Here is a 19,215-nt window from a genome sequence, read left to right on the forward strand (position 1 = left end):
CCGGCACAGCGTACGGTCCCCGCCCGCCCCCGGGCGGCACGCCCCCGCACGGCAGAATCACCCCATGACCGACGCCCTGCTGAAGTCCCTCGACCCGCTTCCGTACCCCCGGCGCATGCGCGAACTCGCCGCCCGGGCCCGCGTTCTGTCCGCTTCGGGGGAATTGCGCCGCGTGCTGGACGAGCTGGACGGGGGTGGCCCGTACGAGCGCGGTCTCGCCGTCATCGCGGCGGCCGTCGGCGGCGACGCGGAGTGGACCGGCGCGCACCTCGCCGACCCGGACCCCTTCGTGCAGGGCCACGCCCTGCGGGCGGCCCGGAGCCTCGGGGTCCCCGACGAGGCGTACGAGCGGGCCCTGGACGACCTGCCCCGCACCGCGCGCCGCCGCCTGCTCCGGGCCGTCGTCCGCGACGGGCGCACCGGCCTCGCCGCCCGGCTCCTCGAACGGGTGCGCGCCGACTGGGGCGACGCCGAGGCGGCCGTGCTGCTCCCCGGCTGCCCCGCCGACACCGTCGCCCGGCTGCTGCCCGAGCTGCTGTACGCCGTACGCGGCTGGAGCGGCCTGGGCCGCTGCCACCCCGGCCCCCTCCTGGACGCCGTCGAACACCAGCTCGCCGAACTGCCCGAGCCGCAGCGCCCGGAGTGGTGGCAGCGGTACGCCCCCGGGATCGCCGCGACCGTCACCGCCCGGCCCGCCCGCGTCCTCGATCTGCTCGAACGCTTCGGCCCCGCCACCCTGCCGTGGCCGCTGGCCCACCGCCTCGGCGCCCTCGCCGCCGCCGACCCGGCCCGCACCGCCCGGCTGCTGCTGCGCCCCCAGACCCGGTCCATGCTGGAGCACGGGGCGCGCCGGATACCCGACGGCGTCCTCCTCCGCCTCGCCCGCACCGCGCCCGACGGGCTCGTCGTGGAGCTGGGCCGGGCCATGGCCCAGGACTCCGCGGGCCTCGCCCGGCTCCTCGCCGCCCTGCCGCCCGGCCGGCGCACCGCCCTGCACGCCTCGGTCACCGCCGGACGCGGCCCGGGCGGACCCGCCGTCGACGCGGACCTCCTCGACGCACTGCCCCGCAGCGGCGTCGCCGACGCGGCGCGGCGGATGGCGGACCGGGCCGCCGAACGCGGCGAGGACTGGCACACCGTGCTCCTCGCCCAGTCCTACCTCCCGGCCGCCGAAGTGTGGGACCGGCTGCTCGCCGCCACCCGCCGGCCCGCCGCCGCGGACCGGGCCCTCGTCTGGCCGCTGCTCGTCCGCAACGCCGGGCGCACCGGCGCACCCGGGCCCGTCGCCGTACTCCTGGACGACATGGCCAGGCTCCGCAACGAACAGGACCCCGTCCGCTCGGCCGCCCTCCTCGCCCTCGCGGGCATCCCCGCCGCCCTGTTCACCGAGGCCATGGAACCCGCCCTGGACCGGATCGCGGCCGACGCCGTCGAGGCCCGGGACTCCTCCTACGCCACCCGGCACGCCCTGAGCACCCTCGCCGTGCGGCTGCTGCGCGAACACGCCGTCACCGGCCGCCGCGCCCTGGTCAGCTGGTCGCTGCGCACCCTGGTCCGGATCTCCGGCAACACCGGCGGCGCCGACCTCGGACGGCTCGACCGCACCCTGCGCAGGGGCCAGGAGCACGAAGTCTTCGAGGCCCTGCGGCCCTGGCTGGAGGCGGGCGCCGAGAAGAGCGACTACGGGCTCGCGTTCGCGCTCGTCCGGGCGCTGGGCCGCCGCGCGGCCGGGCTGCCCGAGCTCCAGGACCTGCTGTGGCAGGCGATCCGCTTCGGCTCGGTCACCACCGCGCGGACCGCCGTCCGGCTGTGGCTGGAACCGGACACGGACCGGGGCGAGCGCGTCGAACGGCTCCTCGCGCTCGACCCCTCGGCCGGCACCCTGCCCGAGGTGCAGGCGGTCCTCACCCGCACCCGGACCGACCTGCTCGACCCGTACCTCGCGACCCCGCCGCCGCACGGCCGCTTCCTGACCCCCGGCCGCCCCTGGACCGTCCACCCCGGCCCCGAGATCCGCCGCTGGGTGCCCCGCCAGCACCGCGCCGCCGAGCGCGCCCTGCGCCATGCGGCGCGCGACGGGAAGCTGCCGCTGCACGGGCGGGCGCGCGCCGTCGCCGCCCTGGCCCGCATCCCCGGGACCGGAGCCGAGTCGCTGGGGGAGTGGACCGGCTCCGACGACGTCGTGCTCGCCGAGGCCGCGCTCACCGCACTCGGCCACACCGACCGCGCCCCCGAGGTGCTGCCCGTCCTGCTCGCCCACACCGGCGACGACCGCGCCCGGGTCGCCGTCTTCGCGGCCGGCCGGGCCTCCCAGGACGTCCGCCCCTCCGTCCTCGCCCCGATGCTCCGCGCCCGGCTGGCCCCGGGCACCGGCAAGGTCACCAGCCGCAAGGAGACCGTCCGGCTCGCCGTGGCCCGGCTGCCCCGGGAGACCGCCGCGGACCTGGTCACCGAGGGCTACGAAGCCCCCGAGCAGCACCCGGACGTCCGGGCCGCCTGCGTGGCCGGGGCCATCGAGCTGCTCGGCGACGCGCGGATGTGGCGGCTGCTCGCCGACGCCGCCGCCGGGCCCGCCGTGCTCCGCACCGCCGTCCTCCGCGTGCGGCCCATGGACCTGCCCGGCGCGCACCGCACCGGCTACGCGCGCCTGGTGCGGGAGGTGTGCGGCACGGACGACGAGGAGCTGGCCGCCGCCGCCCACGCCGTGGTGGCCCGCTGGATACCGTGGGAGCCGGGCATCTGCGAGGTGCTGGCCGCCGCCGTGACGGACCTGGCGCGCCGCCGCTCCTGGCGCTCGGCCGCCGACGCGCTGGCCGGTGCCGCGCCCGCCGCCTCCGGCGAGGCCGCCCGCGCGCTGATGGGTGCGCTGGCCGCGCTCACGGACTCCGTGGCGATGGACGACGCGGGCAGCGACCGCGACCGGCCCGAGCGACAGCGGGCCGTGTACCTGGTGAACCGCCTCGCCTCGGCGGCCGGGGGGCGCGCCGACGCGACCCTGCGCTCCGTCCTCGCCGCCGCCGGCGACCGGCTCGCCCGCCACCGCGACTACGTACCGCAGGCCGCGGAGCTGCTGGCCAGGGCGGTGGACCCGGGGAGCGGAGCGGACGCGCTGCACGCCGCGCTGGACCGCATCGCCCTGCTGGTGACCGGCCGGCCCGTGCTCGCCGCCCGCGTCGCTCTCCTGTACGGCACGCACCACGGTGTCCCGCAGGGCGAGGACGGGGCGGCGACGCTGCTCGCGGTGGCGGGGCGCCTCGGCGAGGACGGCGGCCTCGCGCACGGCCTGCTGGCGGTGCGGCTGGTCGCGTCCGGCGGACGGCACACGGGGTGGACCGGGCCCTGGCGGACCCAGCTGCGGCTGCTGCGGCGCCACCCGGAGGCGGAGGTGCGCGACGCGGCGTACGCGGAGGTGACGGTCCGGGAGTGAGCGGGCCCCCGGAGCGCCACCTCCGTGCGGTCAGGCCGGGCGGTCAGCCCTGGGCGCGGGCGGCCATCCGGGCCTTCCGGGCGGCCAGCTTCTCGTCGAACTTCGCCGCCTCGGTGTCCAGGCCGTGCATGTACAGGCCCAGCTCCTCCTGCGCCTTCAGGCCCTCCGGGCCCAGGCCGTCGATGTCGAGCACCTTCAGGTAGCGCAGCACCGGCTGGATGACGTCGTCGTGGTGGATGCGCATGTTGTAGATCTCACCGATCGCCATCTGCGCGGCGGCCCGCTCGAAGCCGGGCATGCCGTGGCCGGGCATCCGGAAGTTGACGACGACGTCGCGCACGGACTGCATCGTCAGGTCCGGGGCCAGCTGGAACGCCGCGCCCAGCAGGTTGCGGTAGAAGACCATGTGCAGGTTCTCGTCGGTCGCGATGCGGGCCAGCATCCGGTCGCAGACCGGGTCGCCCGACTGGTGCCCGGTGTTGCGGTGCGAGACGCGGGTCGCCAGCTCCTGGAAGGCCACATAGGCCACGGAGTGCAGCATCGAGTGCCGGTTGTCCGACTCGAAGCCCTCCGCCATGTGCGCCATCCGGAACTGCTCCAGCTTGTCCGGGTCGACGGCGCGCGAGGTGAGCAGGTAGTCCCGCATCACGATGCCGTGCCGGCCCTCCTCGGCCGTCCAGCGGTGCACCCAGGTGCCCCAGGCGCCGTCGCGGCCGAAGAGCGTGGCGATCTCGTGGTGGTAGCTGGGGAGGTTGTCCTCGGTGAGGAGGTTGACCACGAGCGCGATCTTGCCGATGTCGGTGACCTTGGACTGTTCGGCCTGCCACGCCTCGCCGTCCTCGAAGACGCCGGGGAAGTTGCGCCCGTCGGAGAAGGGGACGTACTCGTGCGGCATCCAGTCCTTGGCGACCTTGAGATGCCTGTTGAGCTCCTTCTCGACCACCTCTTCCAGCGCGAACAGGAGGTGGGCATCGGTCCACGCCTGTGAACTGCCGAGATGGGGAGAAGTGATCGTCACGGGGGCTCCTGGGGACGGGAGAACTACCTACGGACTCGTAGGTTACGAGACCGTAGGTTAAAGCGACGGTAAGGCTCTGGCCAAGCCCGAACGGGCGAGCGCCGATCACTCTGCGTGACGGAACGCCGGAGGGGGTGCGCGCCGGACCGGCGCGCACCCCCTCCTTCCCACGTCAGAGCCCGGCGCGCACCTCCTCGGCGGTGGTGTCCCGCAGCTCCCCGTCGAGCAGCAGCCAGCGGGTGATCCCCAGCGATTCCAGGAACGGCACATCGTGACTGGCCACCACGAGCGCCCCCTCGTACGCCTCCAGCGCCTCGGTCAGCCGTCGTACGCTCGCCAGGTCGAGGTTGTTCGTCGGCTCGTCCAGCATCAGCAGCTGGGGCGCCGGCTCGGCCAGCAGCAGCGCGGCGAGCGCCGCCCGGAACCGCTCCCCACCCGACAGCGTCCCCGCCGCCCGGTCCGCCCGCGCACCCCGGAAGAGGAAGTGCGCGAGCCTCGCCCTCATGTGGTTGTCGGTGGCGTCCGGGGCGAACCGCGCCACGTTCTCCACCACGCTCAGCCCGTCGTCCAGCACGTCGAGCCGCTGGGGCAGGAAGCGCAGCGGGACGTCGGTCACGGCCTCGCCGGACACCGGGGCCAGCTCACCGGCGAGCGTGCGCAGCAGCGTGGTCTTGCCCGCCCCGTTGCGCCCCACCAGCGCGATGCGCTCCGGACCGCGCACCTCGTACTGGCCCCGCACCCGTGCCCCGTACGCGAGTTCCAGATCGCGCAGGACCAGCACGCCCCGGCCCGGATGGACCCGGGTGCGCGGCAGTTCGACCCGGATCTCGTCGTCGTCGCGGACCAGCTCGACGGCTTCGTCCAGGCGCTCCTTCGCCTCGGCCAGCCGCTCCGCGTGCATGATCCGGTGCTTGCCCGCGGACTCCTGGGCGGAGCGTTTGCGCGCCCCCATGACGATCTTGGGCTCGCGCTTCTGCTCGTACATCTTCTGCCCGTACCGCTTGCGCCGGGCCAGTTTCACCTGGGCGTCGGCCAGTTCGCGCTTCTGCCGCTTCATGTCGGCCTCGGCGACGCGCACCATGCGCTCGGCCGCCTCCTGCTCGACGGCCAGCGCCTCCTCGTACGCGGAGAGGTTGCCGCCGTACCAGGTGACGGTGGAGTCCCGCAGGTCGGCGATCTGGTCGACCCGCTCCAGGAGTTCCCGGTCGTGGCTGACGACGACGAGCACCCCGTGCCAGGCGTCGACGGCCGTGTACAGCCGCCGTCTGGCGTACAGGTCCAGGTTGTTGGTCGGCTCGTCCAGCAGCAGCACGTCGGGCCGGGCCAGCAGCAGGGCGGCCAGCCGCAGCAGCACGCACTCGCCGCCGGACATCTCGCCGATCGTGCGGTCGAGCCCGATGTGGCCGAGGCCCAGCCCGTCGAGGGCGGCACGGGCCCGCTCCTCGACGTCCCAGTCGTCGCCGACGGCGGTGAAGTGCTCCTCGCCGACGTCACCGGCCTCGATGGCGTGCAGCGCGCGGCGGACCGCGTCGATCCCGAGCGCGGCGTCGACGCGCAACTCCGTGTCCAGGACCAGGTTCTGCGGCAGGTAGCCCACTTCTCCCGAGATGCCGATCCGGCCCCCGGTGGGCTCGATCTCCCCGGCGAGCAGCCGGAGCAGGGTGGACTTTCCGGCCCCGTTGAGGCCGATGAGCCCCGTGCGGCCGGGGCCCACGGAGAGATCGAGGCCGTCCAGGGCCCGGCCGCCGTCGGGCCAGACCAGGGAGAGCGCGGAACAGGTGATGTGTGCGGTGGGGGTAGACATGAGGAATCTCCCGGTTGCGAGGAAGGACAGGGCAACGGGACGAGACACCGGCCACTGGCATTCGACGCGTTCCGGCGGAAGTTCCGGTAGCGCGGAGGGAAGGCCCTGGTCGCGGAGGACGGCTCGGAGAGCTGAGGTCGCACTCGGGCGCGCGGACACGGCAAAGGCCGGTCATGGCACGCGACACGGTGTCTCGGGACCTCAGACCTTCAAGGGCCTGCTCCATTCGGCGACGACAAGGACACCGGGAACGTTACGCGGGGCCCGGGGAGGGAGCAATCGAATTAACGGCCCCCGCGCGCAAGCGGGTCGCGGGCTCAGCAGGGTCCGAAGAGCTCGGTCAGGTTCCGGTCGAGGTCCAGGAACCGGTGCTCATGGCCGCAGGGCACCAGCTCCTGGGCCCGTCGCAGGAACCGCCGCAGATCCGCGGTGCGCACATGCACCATCGCGATCCCCTCGGCGGCGTGGAACTCCAGCACCGTACGGTCGTAGCCGAACGGCCTGACGCGTACGTCCCCGAGCCCGGACGGCACCTCCATCCCGGCGGCGAGCAGGTCCCGGGAGAACTGCCAGGACACCTCGGTCCCTTCCAGCGTCGCCGGCGCGGGGAACGCCATGCGCACGGCGAAGGGGTCCGCCCGGTCGTAGCTCAGGACGGCGGGCAGGCTCTCCATCTGCGGCGCGGACGCCACCATGCGGGCCTGTACGGACTGTTCGATGACCGTGGACACGAACCTGCTCCCTCTCGCGACCGGACGAACGGTTCCCGGCACCCGTAGAGACGGCGGAAGCCGCCGATCCGTGCACCGGGAGTCGGAGTGAGCTGCATCACCGCGCACACCGCTGCCTGTTCACGTGCCCCGTTCCGGCGGGAGCACCCGTCAGAGCCGCTGGCGGTACGGGGCGAGCGCGTCCGAGGTCTTGGTGGCGATGAACTCGGTGATCCGGTACGCGCAGACGCCCTCGACCACGAACGGGTCGGTCGCCGCCAGCTCCTCGATCGCCGCCCGGTCGTCCCCGACCGCGAGGATCACCCCGCCGTCCCGGGGGTTCTTGCGCCCGGAGGCGATGAACACCCCGGCCTCGTACTGCCGGTCGAGCCAGGCGACATGTGCGCTCAGTGCCGCGTCGACGCGGTCCATCGGGGCGGTGTAGGAGAGCTCAAGTACGAACATGTGCCCAGGCTACCGACCGGGGCGGCCCGTAGTGTGGCCCCATCATGACAGCGCTTCCCATGCCTTCCGACGCCGCCGGGGCCCGTGCCGTTCAGGACGCCCTGCGCGGCCGGGTGATCCTCGACGAGCCCGGCCCGCCGCCCGGGACCGGCCGGGTGACCGGGGTCGACGTCGCCTATGACGACGAGCGGGACATCGTGGTGGCGGCGGCCGTCGTGCTCGACGCCGCGACGCTGGAGGTGGTGGAGGAGGCGACCGCCGTCGGCCGGGTCAGCTTCCCGTACGTCCCGGGGCTGCTGGCCTTCCGCGAGATCCCGACCGTCCTGGCCGCCCTGGAGAACCTGGGCGCCGACCCCGGGCTCGTCGTCTGCGACGGGTACGGCAGGGCCCACCCCCGCCGCTTCGGCCTCGCCAGCCACCTCGGGGTCCTCACCGGGCTCCCGGTCATCGGCGTCGCCAAGAGCCCGTTCACCTTCACCCACGAGCCGCCGGGACCGCGGCGCGGGGACCAGTCGCCGCTGCTGGACGGGGCGGAGGAGGTCGGCCGGGCCCTGCGCACCCGGGCCGGCACCAAGCCGGTCTACGTCTCCGTCGGGCACCGCACCGGTCTGGACAACGCCGTCGCGCACACCCTCGCGCTCGCCCGGGACTTCCGGCAGCCGGAGACCACGCGCAGGGCGGACTCCCTGTGCCGCAGGGCGCTGCGCGAGGCCACCGGCTGAGGCCGCGACCTCTCAGCGCGCCGCCGCCACCCGGAACCGCAGCCCCGCCGCCACCAGCCGGTCGAGCAGCGCGTCGCCCATCGCGGCGGCCGTCGTGACCTGCCCCGAGGTGGCCGGCAGCTCGTCCAACGCCAGGCACAGCGCCGACTCCGCGAGCATCTTCGCCGTCTCGTCGTACCCCGGATCGCCGCCCGACACCTCCGTGAACACCTGCCGCCCGCCGCCCTCGCCGACGAACCGCACGGTGAACCAGCTGCGCCGCCTGCGCTCCGCGTCCGGGCCCGCGCCGGGCTCGTAACGCCCCATCAGCCACTCCCGCGCGGCCGGCACCTGCGCGGCGCCGAGCAGCACGCCGAGCGCGGCGGTCCCCCCGAGGGCCACGGGGAGGCGCTTGACCGAGGCGTAGTGGCGGTAGCGGAAGTCGGGGCCGTAGCGGGGCAGCGCCTTCGCCGAGCGGGCGATGACCCGCGCGTCGAGCGTCGGCAGCGGAAGCGCCCAGGTGCCCGTCTCCGGGCTGAAGCGGGGGCGGCCGAGCGGGGCGTGGACGCGGCGCCCGGCGAGCCGGGGTTCGTACAGCCGGCGTTCCCGCGCGGCGCGTGCCGTCTGCGCGCCCCGGCCCATCGCGGTGAGCGCCGAGGCGAACGTACCGCCGGAGAAGACGGCGTTGCTGCGGACGAAGCCGTCGACGCGCAGCGGCACGTCCTCGGGCAGCTGCCGGACCGTGAAGTAGGCGCCGAGGTCGTGCGGCACGGAGTCGAAACCGCAGGCGTGCACGATGCGGGCGCCGGTCTCGCGGGCCCGGGTGTCGTGCGCCACGTACATCCGGTCCACGAACTCCGGCTCGCCCGTCAGGTCCGTGTAGTCCGTCCCCGCCTCCGCGCAGGCGGCGACCAGCTCCTCGCCGTACCAGACGTAGGGGCCGACGGTCGTGGCCACCACGTGCGTGGACTCGGCGAGTTCGCGCAGCGATCCCTTGTCGGAGGCGTCCGCCCGGATGAGCGGCAGGTCCGCGCAGCGCGGATCGAGGGCGGTCAGCCGGGCACGGAGCTTCTCCAGCTTGGCGCGGTCGCGTCCGGCGAGGGCCCAGCGGCAGCCGTCGGGGGCGTGCCGGGCCAGATACTCGGCGGTGAGCGCGCCCACGAAACCGGTGGCGCCGAAAAGGACTACGTCATAGGGGCGTGCGGGCCCGTTCTGCCTGTTCACGAAAGCCTCCACGGAGGACGGCGCCGGACGGAGCGAGCAGAGGTTAGCGCGGCCGCCGTGGCGGTGTGCGGGCGGGAGGGGGGCATGGGGGAGTATCCATGAGGATCCGCGAAAAGAACTAAGCGCTTGCTCGGCCCAAGGGGTTGTGCGGAGCGCGGTGCATTCCTAGCATCATCGGTGTTACATCAGTTGTGTCATACCGCTGGGGGCTCGATGGCGAGTACAGGGAACGGCCCGCGCGGGCCCCTCGACGGGCTTCGGGTGGTGGAACTCGCCGGTATCGGCCCCGGCCCGTTCGCCGCGATGCTGCTGGCCGATCTGGGCGCCGACGTGGTGCGCGTCGACCGCCCCGGCGGCGCCGGACTCGGCATCGACCCGGCCCGCGACCTCACCAACCGCAACAAGCGCTCCGTGCTGGTCGACCTCAAGGCACCGGACGGCCCGGCCACCGTCCTGGACCTGGCCGCCTGCGCCGACGTCCTCATCGAGGGCTACCGGCCGGGCGTCGCGGAACGCCTCGGCGTGGGTCCCGAAGCCTGCCTGGCCCGCAACCCGAAGCTCGTCTACGGGCGGATGACCGGCTGGGGCCAGGACGGACCGCTCGCCGAGCGCGCCGGGCACGACATCGCGTACATCGCGCTCACCGGCACCCTCTCCATGATCGGCCGCCCGGACGAGCCGCCCACCGTCCCCGCCAACCTGGTCGGCGACTACGCGGGCGGCTCGCTCTACCTCGTCATCGGCATCCTCGCCGCCCTCCAGCACGCCCGTACGCCCGGCGGCACCGGACAGGTGGTCGACGCGGCCATCGTGGACGGCGCCGCGCACCTCGCCACGATGATCCACGGCATGCTCGCGGCCGGGAGCTGGCAGGACCGGCGCGGCGCCAACCTGCTGGACGGCGGCTGCCCGTTCTACGGCTCGTACGAGACCGCCGACGGGCAGTACATGGCGGTGGGCCCGCTGGAGCAGCGGTTCTACGACGCGTTCGTGCGGCTCCTCGGCATCGCGGACACCGTCCCGGACCGGAACGACCTGGCCCGCTGGGACGAGCTGCGCGCCGCCGTCGCGGACCGGTTCCGCACCCGCACCCGCGCCGAGTGGACCGAGGTCTTCGACGGCTCGGACGCCTGTGTGGCGCCGGTCCTCTCGCTCCGCGAGGCCCCGCACCACCCGCATCTCGCCGCCCGAGCCACCTTCGTGGAGCACGGCGGACTCACCCAGCCCGCGCCCGCGCCCCGCTTCTCGGCCACGCCCACGTCCGTGCGCACCGGGCCCGTCCTGCCGGGCGCGGACACCGAAGCCGTCGCCGCCGACTGGGACGTGCCCGGCCTGCGGACCACCCGGAAGGACACCACTCCCTGATGCAGCGGCAGATCTTCACCGAAGAGCACGACGCGTTCCGCGAGACCGTGCGCACCTTCCTCGCCAAGGAGGTCCTTCCGCACTACGAGCAGTGGGAGAAGGACGGCATCGTCTCCCGCGAGGCGTGGCGCGCCGCCGGGCGGCAGGGCCTCCTCGGCCTCGCGGTGCCCGAGGAGTACGGAGGCGGCGGCAACACCGACTTCCGCTACAGCGCGGTCCTGGCCGAGGAGTTCACCCGGGCCGGCACCCCCGGGATCGCGCTCGGGCTGCACAACGACATCATCGGCCCGTACCTCACCGGCCTCGCCACCGACGAGCAGAAGCGGCGCTGGCTGCCCGGCTTCTGCAGCGGCGAGACCATCACCGCCATCGCCATGACCGAACCCGGCGCCGGGTCCGACCTCCAGGGCATCCGCACCACCGCCGAGGACAAGGGCGACCACTGGCTGCTCAACGGCTCCAAGACCTTCATCTCCAACGGCATCCTGGCCGACCTGGTGGTCGTCGTCGCGAAGACCACCCCGGAGGGCGGGGCCAAGGGCCTCTCGCTGATCGTGGTCGAGCGCGGCGCGGAGGGCTTCGAGCGGGGCCGCAACCTCGACAAGATCGGCCAGAAGTCGCAGGACACGGCCGAGCTGTTCTTCAACGACGTGCGCGTCCCCAAGGAGAACCTGCTCGGTGAGCGCGACGGCGCCTTCATCCACCTGATGACCAACCTCGCCCAGGAACGCATGGGCATAGCCGTCGCCGGGATCGCCGCCGCCGAACACCTCCTGGAGATCACCACCGCGTACGTGAAGGAGCGCGAGGCGTTCGGCCGGCCGCTCGCCAAGCTCCAGCACATCCGCTTCGAGATCGCGGAGATGGCCACCGAGTGCGCCGTCACCCGGGCCTTCCTGGACCGCTGCATCGTGGACCACTCCGACGGCACCCTCGACGCCGTGCACGCCTCGATGGCGAAATGGTGGGCGACCGAACTGCAGAAGCGCGTCGCCGACCGCTGCCTCCAACTTCACGGCGGCTACGGCTACATGGCGGAGTACCCGGTGGCCCGGGCGTTCACCGACGGCCGCATCCAGACCATCTACGGCGGCACGACCGAGATCATGAAGGAGATCATCGGCCGCTCGCTGCTCGCCTGACCCCGCCTCCCCGGACCACGCTCGCGCCACCACCCTCGAAAGGCAGCTGTCTTGAGTACCGAAGCATTCGTCTACGACGCGATCCGCACCCCGCGCGGCCGCGGCAAGGCCAACGGCGCCCTGCACGGCACCAAGCCCATCGACCTCGTCGTCGGCCTGATCCACGAGATCCGCGCCCGCTTCCCGGGCCTGGACCCGGCCGCCGTGGACGACATCGTCCTCGGCGTGGTCAGCCCGCTCGGCGACCAGGGCTCCGACATCGCCAGGATCGCCGCCATCGCGGCCGGCCTGCCCGACACCGTCGCCGGGGTCCAGGAGAACCGCTTCTGCGCCTCGGGCCTCGAAGCCGTCAACCTCGCCGCCGCCAAGGTGCGTTCGGGCTGGGAGGACCTGATCCTCGCGGGCGGCGTCGAGTCGATGTCCCGCGTGCCGATGGGCTCCGACGGCGGCGCCTGGGCGATGGACCCGATGACCAACTACGAGACCGGCTTCGCCCCGCAGGGCATCGGCGCCGACCTCATCGCCACCATCGAGGGCTTCTCCCGCCGCGATGTGGACGAGTACGCCGCGCTCTCCCAGGAGCGCGCCGCCGAGGCGTGGAAGGACAACCGCTTCGCCCGGTCCGTCGTCCCCGTCAAGGACCGCAACGGCCTCGTCGTCCTCGACCACGACGAGCACATGCGCCCCGGCACCACCGCCGACTCGCTCGCCTCGCTCAAGCCCTCCTTCGCGACGATCGGCGAGATGGGCGGCTTCGACGCGGTGGCGCTCCAGAAGTACCACTGGGTCGAGAAGATCGACCACGTCCACCACGCGGGCAACTCCTCCGGCATCGTGGACGGCGCCTCCCTCGTCGCCATCGGCAACCAGGAGATCGGCGAGCGCTACGGCCTCACCCCCCGCGCCCGCATCGTCTCCGCCGCCGTCTCCGGCTCCGAGCCGACCATCATGCTCACCGGCCCCGCCCCGGCCAGCCGCAAGGCGCTCGCCAAGGCCGGACTGACCATCGAGGACATCGACCTCATCGAGATCAACGAGGCCTTCGCCGGGGTCGTCCTGCGGTTCGTCCGGGACATGGGCGTCTCCCTCGACAAGGTCAACGTCAACGGCGGCGCCATCGCGCTCGGCCACCCGCTGGGCGCCACCGGCGCCATGATCCTCGGCACCCTCATCGACGAGCTGGAGCGGCGCGACCGGCGCTACGGCCTCGCCACCCTGTGCGTGGGCGGCGGCATGGGCATCGCCACCGTCATCGAGCGTCTCTGACCGTCCCCTTCCTACGGAGAAGACACACCCATGACCGAGAGCACGACCATCCGCTGGGAACAGGACGAGACCGGCGTCGTCACCCTCGTACTGGACGATCCCAACCAGTCCGCCAACACGATGAACCAGGCGTTCAAGGACTCCATCGCGGCCGTCGCCGACCGCGCCGAGGCCGAGAAGGACTCCATCCGGGGCATCATCTACACCTCCGCCAAGAAGACCTTCTTCGCCGGTGGCGACCTCAAGGAAATGATCCGGATCGGCCCTTCGAACGCGCAGCTCGCGTTCGACACCGGCACCGCCATCAAGAACTCGCTGCGCCGCATCGAGACCCTCGGCAAGCCGGTCGTCGCCGCCATCAACGGCGCGGCCCTCGGCGGCGGTTACGAGATCGCGCTCGCCTCCCACCACCGCATCGCCCTCGACGCGCCCGGCTCCCGCATCGGCCTCCCCGAGGTCACCCTCGGCCTGCTCCCCGCGGGCGGCGGCGTCACCCGCACCGTGCGCCTCATGGGCATCGCGGACGCCCTGCTCAAGGTCCTCCTCCAGGGCACCCAGTACACCCCGCGCCGCGCCCAGGAGAACGGCCTCGTCCACGAGGTCGCCGCCACGCCCGAGGAGATGCTGGAGAAGGCCCGCGCCTTCATCGACGCCCACCCGGAGTCCCAGCAGCCCTGGGACGTCAAGGGCTACAAGATCCCCGGCGGCACCCCGTCGCACCCGAAGTTCGCCGCGAACCTGCCGGCCTTCCCGTCGAACCTGAAGAAGCAGATCGCGGGCGCGCCCATGCCCGCGCCGCGCAACATCCTCGCCGCCGCCGTCGAGGGCTCCCAGGTCGACTTCGAGACCGCCCTGACCATCGAGGCCCGGTACTTCACCGAGCTGGTCACCGGCCAGGTCTCCAAGAACATGATCCAGGCGTTCTTCTTCGACCTCCAGGCCGTCAACTCCGGCGCCAGCCGCCCCAAGGGCATCGAGGAGCGCCGGGTCCGCAAGGTCGCCGTCCTCGGCGCCGGGATGATGGGCGCGGGCATCGCGTACTCCTGCGCCAAGGCCGGGATCGAGGTCGTCCTCAAGGACGTCTCCGCCGAGGCCGCCGCCAAGGGCAAGGCGTACAGCGAGAAGCTGCTCGACAAGGCGCTGTCCCGGGGCCGTACGACCGAGGCAAAGCGCGACGAGCTGCTGGCCCGCATCACCCCGACCGGTGACGTGGCCGACCTCGCGGGCTGCGACGCGGTCATCGAGGCCGTCTTCGAGGACACCGCCCTCAAGCACAAGGTGTTCCAGGAGATCCAGGACGTCATCGAGCCCGACGCGCTGCTCTGCTCCAACACCTCCACCCTGCCGATCACGGTCCTCGCCGAAGGCGTCTCGCGCCCCGTCGACTTCATCGGGCTGCACTTCTTCTCGCCGGTCGACAAGATGCCGCTGGTCGAGATCATCAAGGGCGAGAAGACCGGGGACGAGGCGCTGGCCCGCGCGTTCGACCTGGTCCGCCTGATCAAGAAGACCCCGATCGTCGTCAACGACTCGCGCGGCTTCTTCACTTCGCGCGTCATCGGCCAGTTCATCAACGAGGGCGTCGCCATGGTCGGCGAGGGCGTCGAGCCCGCCTCCGTCGAACAGGCCGCCGCGCAGGCCGGATACCCGGCCAAGGTGCTCTCGCTGATGGACGAGCTGACGCTCACCCTGCCGCGCAAGATCCGCAACGAGACCCGCAAGGCCGTCGAGGAGGCGGGCGGCACCTGGCCCGAGCACCCGGCGGACACCGTGATCGACCGGATGGTGGACGAGTTCGGCCGCCCCGGCCGCAGCGGCGGCGCGGGCTTCTACGAGTACGACGAGGCAGGCAAGCGGACCCATCTGTGGCCGGGCCTGCGCGAGCACTTCACGAAGCCCGGGACGGACATCTCCTTCACCGACATGCAGGAGCGCATGCTCTTCTCCGAGGCGCTGGACAGCGTCCGCTGCCTGGAGGAGAACGTCCTGATCACCGTCGCCGACGCCAACATCGGCTCCATCATGGGCATCGGCTTCCCGCCGTGGACCGGCGGCGTGCTCCAGTACATCAACGGTTACGAGGGCGGCCTGCCCGGCTTCGTTGCCCGCGCCCGGGAACTCGCCGAGCGCTACGGGGACCGCTTCCTGCCGCCCGCGCTGCTGGTGGAGAAGGCGGAGAAGGGCGAGACCTTCCACGACTGACCCGATGCGCGGCCGCGTTCACTCCGCGGTGAACGCGGCCCGCAGCTCCTCCTTCAGCGACCGCTGGAACGCGGTCACCAGGGCCTGGAGCACCATCGGCTGCATGTGCGCGGACAGCGACTTCATCGCCTTGACGTGCTCGGGGTCCGCCTCCCGCTCCCGGTACGGATTCCACACCTCGTCCCGGAAGAGCCGGGTCAGCTCCTGCGCGGCCGACCGGGTGTGCTCCAGCAGGACCGTACGGGCGGCGAGGATCGTCTCGTGCGCGATCGGCACGTCGAGCAGTTCCACGCCGAGCCGGAGCAGCCCCGGGTCCAGCCGGAACACCCCGTCCTCGGGCGCGGCCTTCTCCAGCACCCCCATCGCGGCCAGCCGGTCGAGGTCCTGGCCGCTCAGCGTCCGGCCGGCCCGCCGCTCCAGCTCCGCCCGCGAGGCGTCCTCCGGGGAGTCCGGCGCCCAGGAGGCGACCAGGGCGCGGTGAATGGCCAGATCGTGGGCGCTCAGATCGGGCGGCAGCTGCTCCAGGTACCGTTCGATCGCGGCGAGCGTCATGCCCTGGTGCTGAAGCTCCTCGATGAGCGCCAGCCGCGAGAGGTGGTCGTGCCCGTAGTGCCCGACCCGGCGCGGCCCGATCACCGGCGGCGGCAGCAGCCCCCGGGTGCTGTAGAACCGCACCGTCCGCACGGTCACCCCGGCACGGGCCGCCAGCTCGTCGACGGTGAGCTTCGGCTCCTCGGCCTCGGTCGCCATGTCCGCTCCTCGTGTCCGGTGCCCGGTGCAACAGTATTGCTGTTACACCACCGATGTGAAAGTGCGGCCGGGCCACTGTCAGTGCCGCCCCCTAGCCTGAACACATGTCCGAGATCAGGTACGTACGAGGGGACGCGACCTCACCGCAGGGCAAGGGTGCCAAGGTCATCGTCCATGTCTGCAACGACCTCGGCGGCTGGGGCAAGGGCTTCGTGCTCGCCCTCTCCCGGCGCTGGCCCGAACCCGAGGCCGCGTACCGCAGCTGGCACCGCGACCGCGCCCGGAACGACTTCGGCCTCGGCGCGGTGCAGTTCGTGCGGGTCTCCCCGTTCGTCCAGGTGGCGAACCTGGTGGGCCAGCACGGGATGCGACGGGGAAGCAAGGGCGTCCCGGTGCGCTACGAGGCCATCGACACGGGCCTGGCCACCGTCGCCGACCACGCCCTGGAGCTCGGCGCCTCGCTGCACATGCCCCGGATCGGCTGCGGCCTCGCGGGCGGCACCTGGTCCCGGATCGAGCCCCTCATAGAAAGCCGGTTGACGGCACGGAATCTGTCCGTGACCGTGTACGACTTCGACTGAGCCCCGCACGGGGCTCCTGAGGGGGAGTCATGACGGAGAGCGGGACCGGCGTACCCGGATACGTCCTGAGGGCGTACCGGGGCGCCGAGGACCACAGCGCGATGGCCGCCGTGCGCGCGGGCAGCGCGGAGCACGACCGGGTCGACCCCGGCTCGGTCGTGGAGGGGCTGCCGGACGCGGAGACGATCGGCACGGCGTCCGCCGCGCTCGCGGACCCGGCCCGCGACCAGGTCCTCATCGAGCACGGCGGCGCCGTCGTCGGGTACGCGGCCGTCCGGTGGTGGCGGGAGCGGGACGGGACCTGGCTGTATCTGCACCGGGGCCACCTGCTGCCCGGCCACCGGGGGCGCGGCGTCGGGTCGGCCATGCTCGCGTGGGCCGAGGAACACGTCCGCGGGCTCGTCGCGGAGCAGGGCACGGCGGCCACAGCGGTGTTCGGCGCCAACGCCATGGCCGGGGAGCGGGAGGCCGCGCGGCTGCTGACGGACACCGGATACCGGCGCGTATTCAGCCTGGTGGAGCTGGAACTGCCGGACCTGGGCGCGCTGCCCGGCGCCGGCGAGCCGCCGCCCGGCATCCGCATCGGACCCGTCGGGCCGGACGACTACCGCGCGGCCTGGCGGACCGTGGTCGACTCGTACCGGGACGCCGCATACACCGAGGAGTGGCCGTACGAACGCTTCCTGGCCAAGGCGGACCCGGCCTGCTGGCGGGCCGCCTGGCAGGGCGAGGAGATGGCGGGGGTCGCCCTCTGCTCGCTCCGCGCCCGGGACCGCACGACCGGCGAGGTCGAGGAGCTGAGCGTGCGCGCCGGGTCCAGGCGGCTGGGCCTCGGGCGGGCCGTCCTGCTCGCCGGACTGCGCAGCCTGCGCGAACACGGCGCCACCAGCGCCCGCCTGTACACCGGGACGGCCAACCCCCACCGCTCGTACGACCTCTACGAGAGCGTCGGCTTCCGGCGCCGCAACGAGTACGTGCGCTACCGCAAGCCGCTGCCGGGCTGACGCCCCGGCCTGGTACGGGGATACGGGGCGTGTCACTCTGTTGCGGGTGTGCGGGCGGACCGGGGAGGGCTCATGGCGGGGCGCGGCAGGGAAGCGGCGGGGGCCGGGGCGGTCGCCGACGTGCTGGGGGAGCAGATCCTCGATGCCGCGCGCGAGCAGTTCATGACCTTCGGGCTGCGCCGCTCCACCGTGGACGACGTGGCCAAGCGCGCCGGGGTGTCACGGGTGACCGTCTACCGGCGGATCGGCAACAAGGACAGCCTGGTGTCCGCGTGCCTGCTGCGCGAGTACCGCAGGTTCGTGGAGGAGGTGGACGAGGCCGTCGCCGCGCTGCCCACCCCCGAGGACCGGCTGGTCGAGGGCTTCGTCGCCGTGCTGCGGCATATCCGCGAACACCCGCTCATCGGCGGGCTGCTGCGCCTGGAGCCCGAGACCATGCTGCCCTTCCTCACCGTGGGGAGCGGCCCCGCCTTCCTCGCGATCCGGGGCTATCTGGCGGGCAGGCTGCGCGAGGTGCGGCGGCTGGAGGGCGGACCGGAGACCGACCCCACGCCCGTCGCCGAGCTCATGGTCCGGATCACCGTCTCCTTCCTCCTCAACCCGGTCAGCTGCTTCGAGCTGGACGACGACGCCCAGGTCCGCGACTTCGCCCGCCGCTGCCTGGTGCCGCTGCTCGCCGCCTGAGCGGGAAGCACCCACCCGTTGCCGGACCCCGCGCGCCCCCTCCCTAAGCTCCCGGCATGAAGTTCTTCCGATCGCGCGCCAGACGTACGAAACCGTCCCCCGTCTTCCGGCTCGCCGAGCTGTACCACGCCGGGCAGTACGCCGAGGCGGAGAAGGAGGGGCGTGCCCTGATCAGGTCGCCGCTGTCCGAGCGGGAACTCGTGGTGGCGCGGACGGTGATCGCCCTCTCGGTGGGCGCCCAGGGCCGCCACACCGAAGCCGTCGGCGAGTACGAGGAGGCCCTCGCGGTCTCCCACGACTTCTACGGCGCCGAGCACTGGCAGACCCTGAAACTCCGCTCCGACCGCGCCCAGCAGCTGGTCGCGACGGGCCGGCACGCCGAGTGCCAGGCGGAGTGCGAGGCCGTCGTCCGTGCCGCGGCCGGGGCCGCGGACGAGGACAAGCGACTCGTCGCGGTCGCGGCCACCAACGGACTTGTCTACGTCCTCAACAAGCAGGGGAAGCACGTGAAGGCCGAGGCGCTGGCCCGTGACGCCCTGGCGGACCCGAGCGCGACCCCCTACTTCCGCCAGGTGCTCCAGCTCGGCCTGGCCCGCAGCCTCAACGGCCAGGAACGCTACGAGGAAGCGCTTGCCGAGGCCGCGACCGCCGGCGAACTGCACCGTGCCCTGTCCGAGGGACAGCGCGGCCCGGACGCGGGAGCCGTGGACCTGGCCACCGGCACCGCTCTGCTGGGCCTGGGCCGCGTCGCCGAAGCCCGCACCCGGGCCGACGCCGCCCTCGCCGCCTGCCTGGCCTCCCTCGGGCCGGACCACCACCGCACCGGTGAGGCCCGAGAACTGCTGGCCCGCTTCGACCCCGCCTGACCGTGC

16 protein-coding genes are annotated in these 19,215 nt (G+C 73.3%); 10 read left to right on the top strand and 6 right to left on the bottom strand.

Annotation, left to right across the window (positions count from 1 at the left end; translation table 11 throughout):
- Positions 1-64 precede the first annotated feature (64 nt).
- Entirely contained in the window at positions 65-3,427 is a 3,363-nt protein-coding gene (locus tag AMK18_RS04360) for a hypothetical protein (RefSeq protein WP_073861699.1), read from the top strand.
- 43 nt (positions 3,428-3,470) lie between these two features.
- On the opposite strand, the gene AMK18_RS04365 is transcribed toward AMK18_RS04360, so the two are convergent.
- From AMK18_RS04365 to AMK18_RS04380, 4 genes are all read right to left on the bottom strand, one after another.
- Positions 3,471-4,445 carry an acyl-ACP desaturase gene (locus AMK18_RS04365; protein WP_073861700.1) on the bottom strand — a complete coding sequence of 325 codons (975 nt, stop codon included), beginning with the start codon at positions 4,443-4,445 and terminating at the stop codon, positions 3,471-3,473.
- Between the two features lie 172 nt (positions 4,446-4,617).
- Positions 4,618-6,249 carry an ABC-F family ATP-binding cassette domain-containing protein gene (locus AMK18_RS04370; protein ID WP_073861701.1) on the bottom strand — a complete coding sequence of 544 codons (1,632 nt, stop codon included), beginning with the start codon at positions 6,247-6,249 and terminating at the stop codon, positions 4,618-4,620.
- Between the two features lie 317 nt (positions 6,250-6,566).
- Positions 6,567-6,980: an SsgA family sporulation/cell division regulator gene (locus AMK18_RS04375; RefSeq protein WP_073861702.1), complete on the bottom strand. Its 414-nt coding sequence runs from the start codon at positions 6,978-6,980 to the stop codon at positions 6,567-6,569.
- A 150-nt stretch (positions 6,981-7,130) separates the two neighbouring features.
- Positions 7,131-7,424 (bottom strand): YciI family protein, encoded by a 294-nt coding sequence (locus AMK18_RS04380; protein WP_018100186.1) that lies wholly within the window; start codon positions 7,422-7,424, stop codon positions 7,131-7,133.
- A 59-nt stretch (positions 7,425-7,483) separates the two neighbouring features.
- On the opposite strand from AMK18_RS04380, the gene AMK18_RS04385 reads away from it, so the two are divergent.
- Positions 7,484-8,146: an endonuclease V gene (locus AMK18_RS04385; RefSeq protein ID WP_018100185.1), complete on the top strand. Its 663-nt coding sequence runs from the start codon at positions 7,484-7,486 to the stop codon at positions 8,144-8,146.
- Positions 8,147-8,158: 12 nt separating this feature from the next.
- Here the strand turns inward: AMK18_RS04385 and AMK18_RS04390 are convergent, their stop codons facing one another.
- Entirely contained in the window at positions 8,159-9,349 is a 1,191-nt protein-coding gene (locus AMK18_RS04390) for a saccharopine dehydrogenase family protein (RefSeq protein WP_073861703.1), read from the bottom strand.
- A gap of 213 nt (positions 9,350-9,562) precedes the next feature.
- Between AMK18_RS04390 and AMK18_RS04395 the strand changes: the two genes are divergently transcribed.
- The 4 genes from AMK18_RS04395 to AMK18_RS04410 are packed head-to-tail and all read left to right on the top strand — an operon-like array spanning position 9,563 to position 15,324.
- Complete coding sequence (locus tag AMK18_RS04395; protein ID WP_073861704.1) at positions 9,563-10,714, top strand: CaiB/BaiF CoA transferase family protein; 1,152 nt, start codon at positions 9,563-9,565, stop codon at positions 10,712-10,714.
- The gene (locus tag AMK18_RS04400) at positions 10,714-11,856 is read left to right on the top strand and encodes an acyl-CoA dehydrogenase family protein (RefSeq protein ID WP_018100182.1); all 1,143 of its coding nucleotides are present in this window, start codon (positions 10,714-10,716) and stop codon (positions 11,854-11,856) included. The genes AMK18_RS04395 and AMK18_RS04400 overlap by 1 nt, the downstream gene beginning before the upstream one ends.
- A gap of 51 nt (positions 11,857-11,907) precedes the next feature.
- Positions 11,908-13,122 (top strand): acetyl-CoA C-acetyltransferase, encoded by a 1,215-nt coding sequence (locus AMK18_RS04405; protein ID WP_018100181.1) that lies wholly within the window; start codon positions 11,908-11,910, stop codon positions 13,120-13,122.
- Positions 13,123-13,152: 30 nt separating this feature from the next.
- Complete coding sequence (locus AMK18_RS04410) at positions 13,153-15,324, top strand: 3-hydroxyacyl-CoA dehydrogenase NAD-binding domain-containing protein (RefSeq protein ID WP_073861705.1); 2,172 nt, start codon at positions 13,153-13,155, stop codon at positions 15,322-15,324.
- A gap of 18 nt (positions 15,325-15,342) precedes the next feature.
- Here the strand turns inward: AMK18_RS04410 and AMK18_RS04415 are convergent, their stop codons facing one another.
- Positions 15,343-16,074 carry a MerR family transcriptional regulator gene (locus AMK18_RS04415; protein WP_073861706.1) on the bottom strand — a complete coding sequence of 244 codons (732 nt, stop codon included), beginning with the start codon at positions 16,072-16,074 and terminating at the stop codon, positions 15,343-15,345.
- A 104-nt stretch (positions 16,075-16,178) separates the two neighbouring features.
- Between AMK18_RS04415 and AMK18_RS04420 the strand changes: the two genes are divergently transcribed.
- The 4 genes from AMK18_RS04420 (at position 16,179) to AMK18_RS04435 (ending at position 19,209) form a co-directional block, all read left to right on the top strand.
- Complete coding sequence (locus AMK18_RS04420) at positions 16,179-16,655, top strand: macro domain-containing protein (RefSeq protein WP_073861707.1); 477 nt, start codon at positions 16,179-16,181, stop codon at positions 16,653-16,655.
- A 29-nt stretch (positions 16,656-16,684) separates the two neighbouring features.
- Positions 16,685-17,659, top strand: coding sequence for a GNAT family N-acetyltransferase (locus tag AMK18_RS04425; protein ID WP_073861708.1), 975 nt, complete (start codon positions 16,685-16,687; stop codon positions 17,657-17,659).
- Between the two features lie 72 nt (positions 17,660-17,731).
- Positions 17,732-18,343, top strand: a complete 612-nt coding sequence (locus AMK18_RS04430) for a TetR/AcrR family transcriptional regulator (protein ID WP_018100176.1) — start codon at positions 17,732-17,734, stop codon at positions 18,341-18,343.
- Between the two features lie 56 nt (positions 18,344-18,399).
- A complete protein-coding gene (locus AMK18_RS04435; protein WP_073861709.1) occupies positions 18,400-19,209 on the top strand; it encodes a tetratricopeptide repeat protein in 810 nt (269 codons plus the stop codon).
- The last annotated feature ends 6 nt before the right edge of the window (positions 19,210-19,215 follow it).

This window comes from Streptomyces sp. CB01249 (assembly GCF_001905735.1).
Taxonomy (GTDB): Bacteria; Actinomycetota; Actinomycetes; order Streptomycetales; family Streptomycetaceae; genus Streptomyces.

Excerpts from the sequence above, each read along its gene's own strand:
- AMK18_RS04420 (WP_073861707.1), top strand. The coding sequence starts at position 16,179 with ATGTCCGAGATCAGGTACGTACGAGGGGACGCGACCTCACCGCAGGGC.
- AMK18_RS04395 (WP_073861704.1), top strand. The coding sequence starts at position 9,563 with ATGGCGAGTACAGGGAACGGCCCGCGCGGGCCCCTCGACGGGCTTCGG.
- AMK18_RS04400 (WP_018100182.1), top strand. The coding sequence starts at position 10,714 with ATGCAGCGGCAGATCTTCACCGAAGAGCACGACGCGTTCCGCGAGACC.
- AMK18_RS04430 (WP_018100176.1), top strand. The coding sequence starts at position 17,732 with ATGGCGGGGCGCGGCAGGGAAGCGGCGGGGGCCGGGGCGGTCGCCGAC.
- AMK18_RS04385 (WP_018100185.1), top strand. The coding sequence starts at position 7,484 with ATGCCTTCCGACGCCGCCGGGGCCCGTGCCGTTCAGGACGCCCTGCGC.
- AMK18_RS04435 (WP_073861709.1), top strand. The coding sequence starts at position 18,400 with ATGAAGTTCTTCCGATCGCGCGCCAGACGTACGAAACCGTCCCCCGTC.
- AMK18_RS04425 (WP_073861708.1), top strand. The coding sequence starts at position 16,685 with ATGACGGAGAGCGGGACCGGCGTACCCGGATACGTCCTGAGGGCGTAC.
- AMK18_RS04370 (WP_073861701.1), bottom strand. The coding sequence starts at position 6,249 with ATGTCTACCCCCACCGCACACATCACCTGTTCCGCGCTCTCCCTGGTC.
- AMK18_RS04360 (WP_073861699.1), top strand. The coding sequence starts at position 65 with ATGACCGACGCCCTGCTGAAGTCCCTCGACCCGCTTCCGTACCCCCGG.
- AMK18_RS04410 (WP_073861705.1), top strand. The coding sequence starts at position 13,153 with ATGACCGAGAGCACGACCATCCGCTGGGAACAGGACGAGACCGGCGTC.
- AMK18_RS04380 (WP_018100186.1), bottom strand. The coding sequence starts at position 7,424 with ATGTTCGTACTTGAGCTCTCCTACACCGCCCCGATGGACCGCGTCGAC.
- AMK18_RS04415 (WP_073861706.1), bottom strand. The coding sequence starts at position 16,074 with ATGGCGACCGAGGCCGAGGAGCCGAAGCTCACCGTCGACGAGCTGGCG.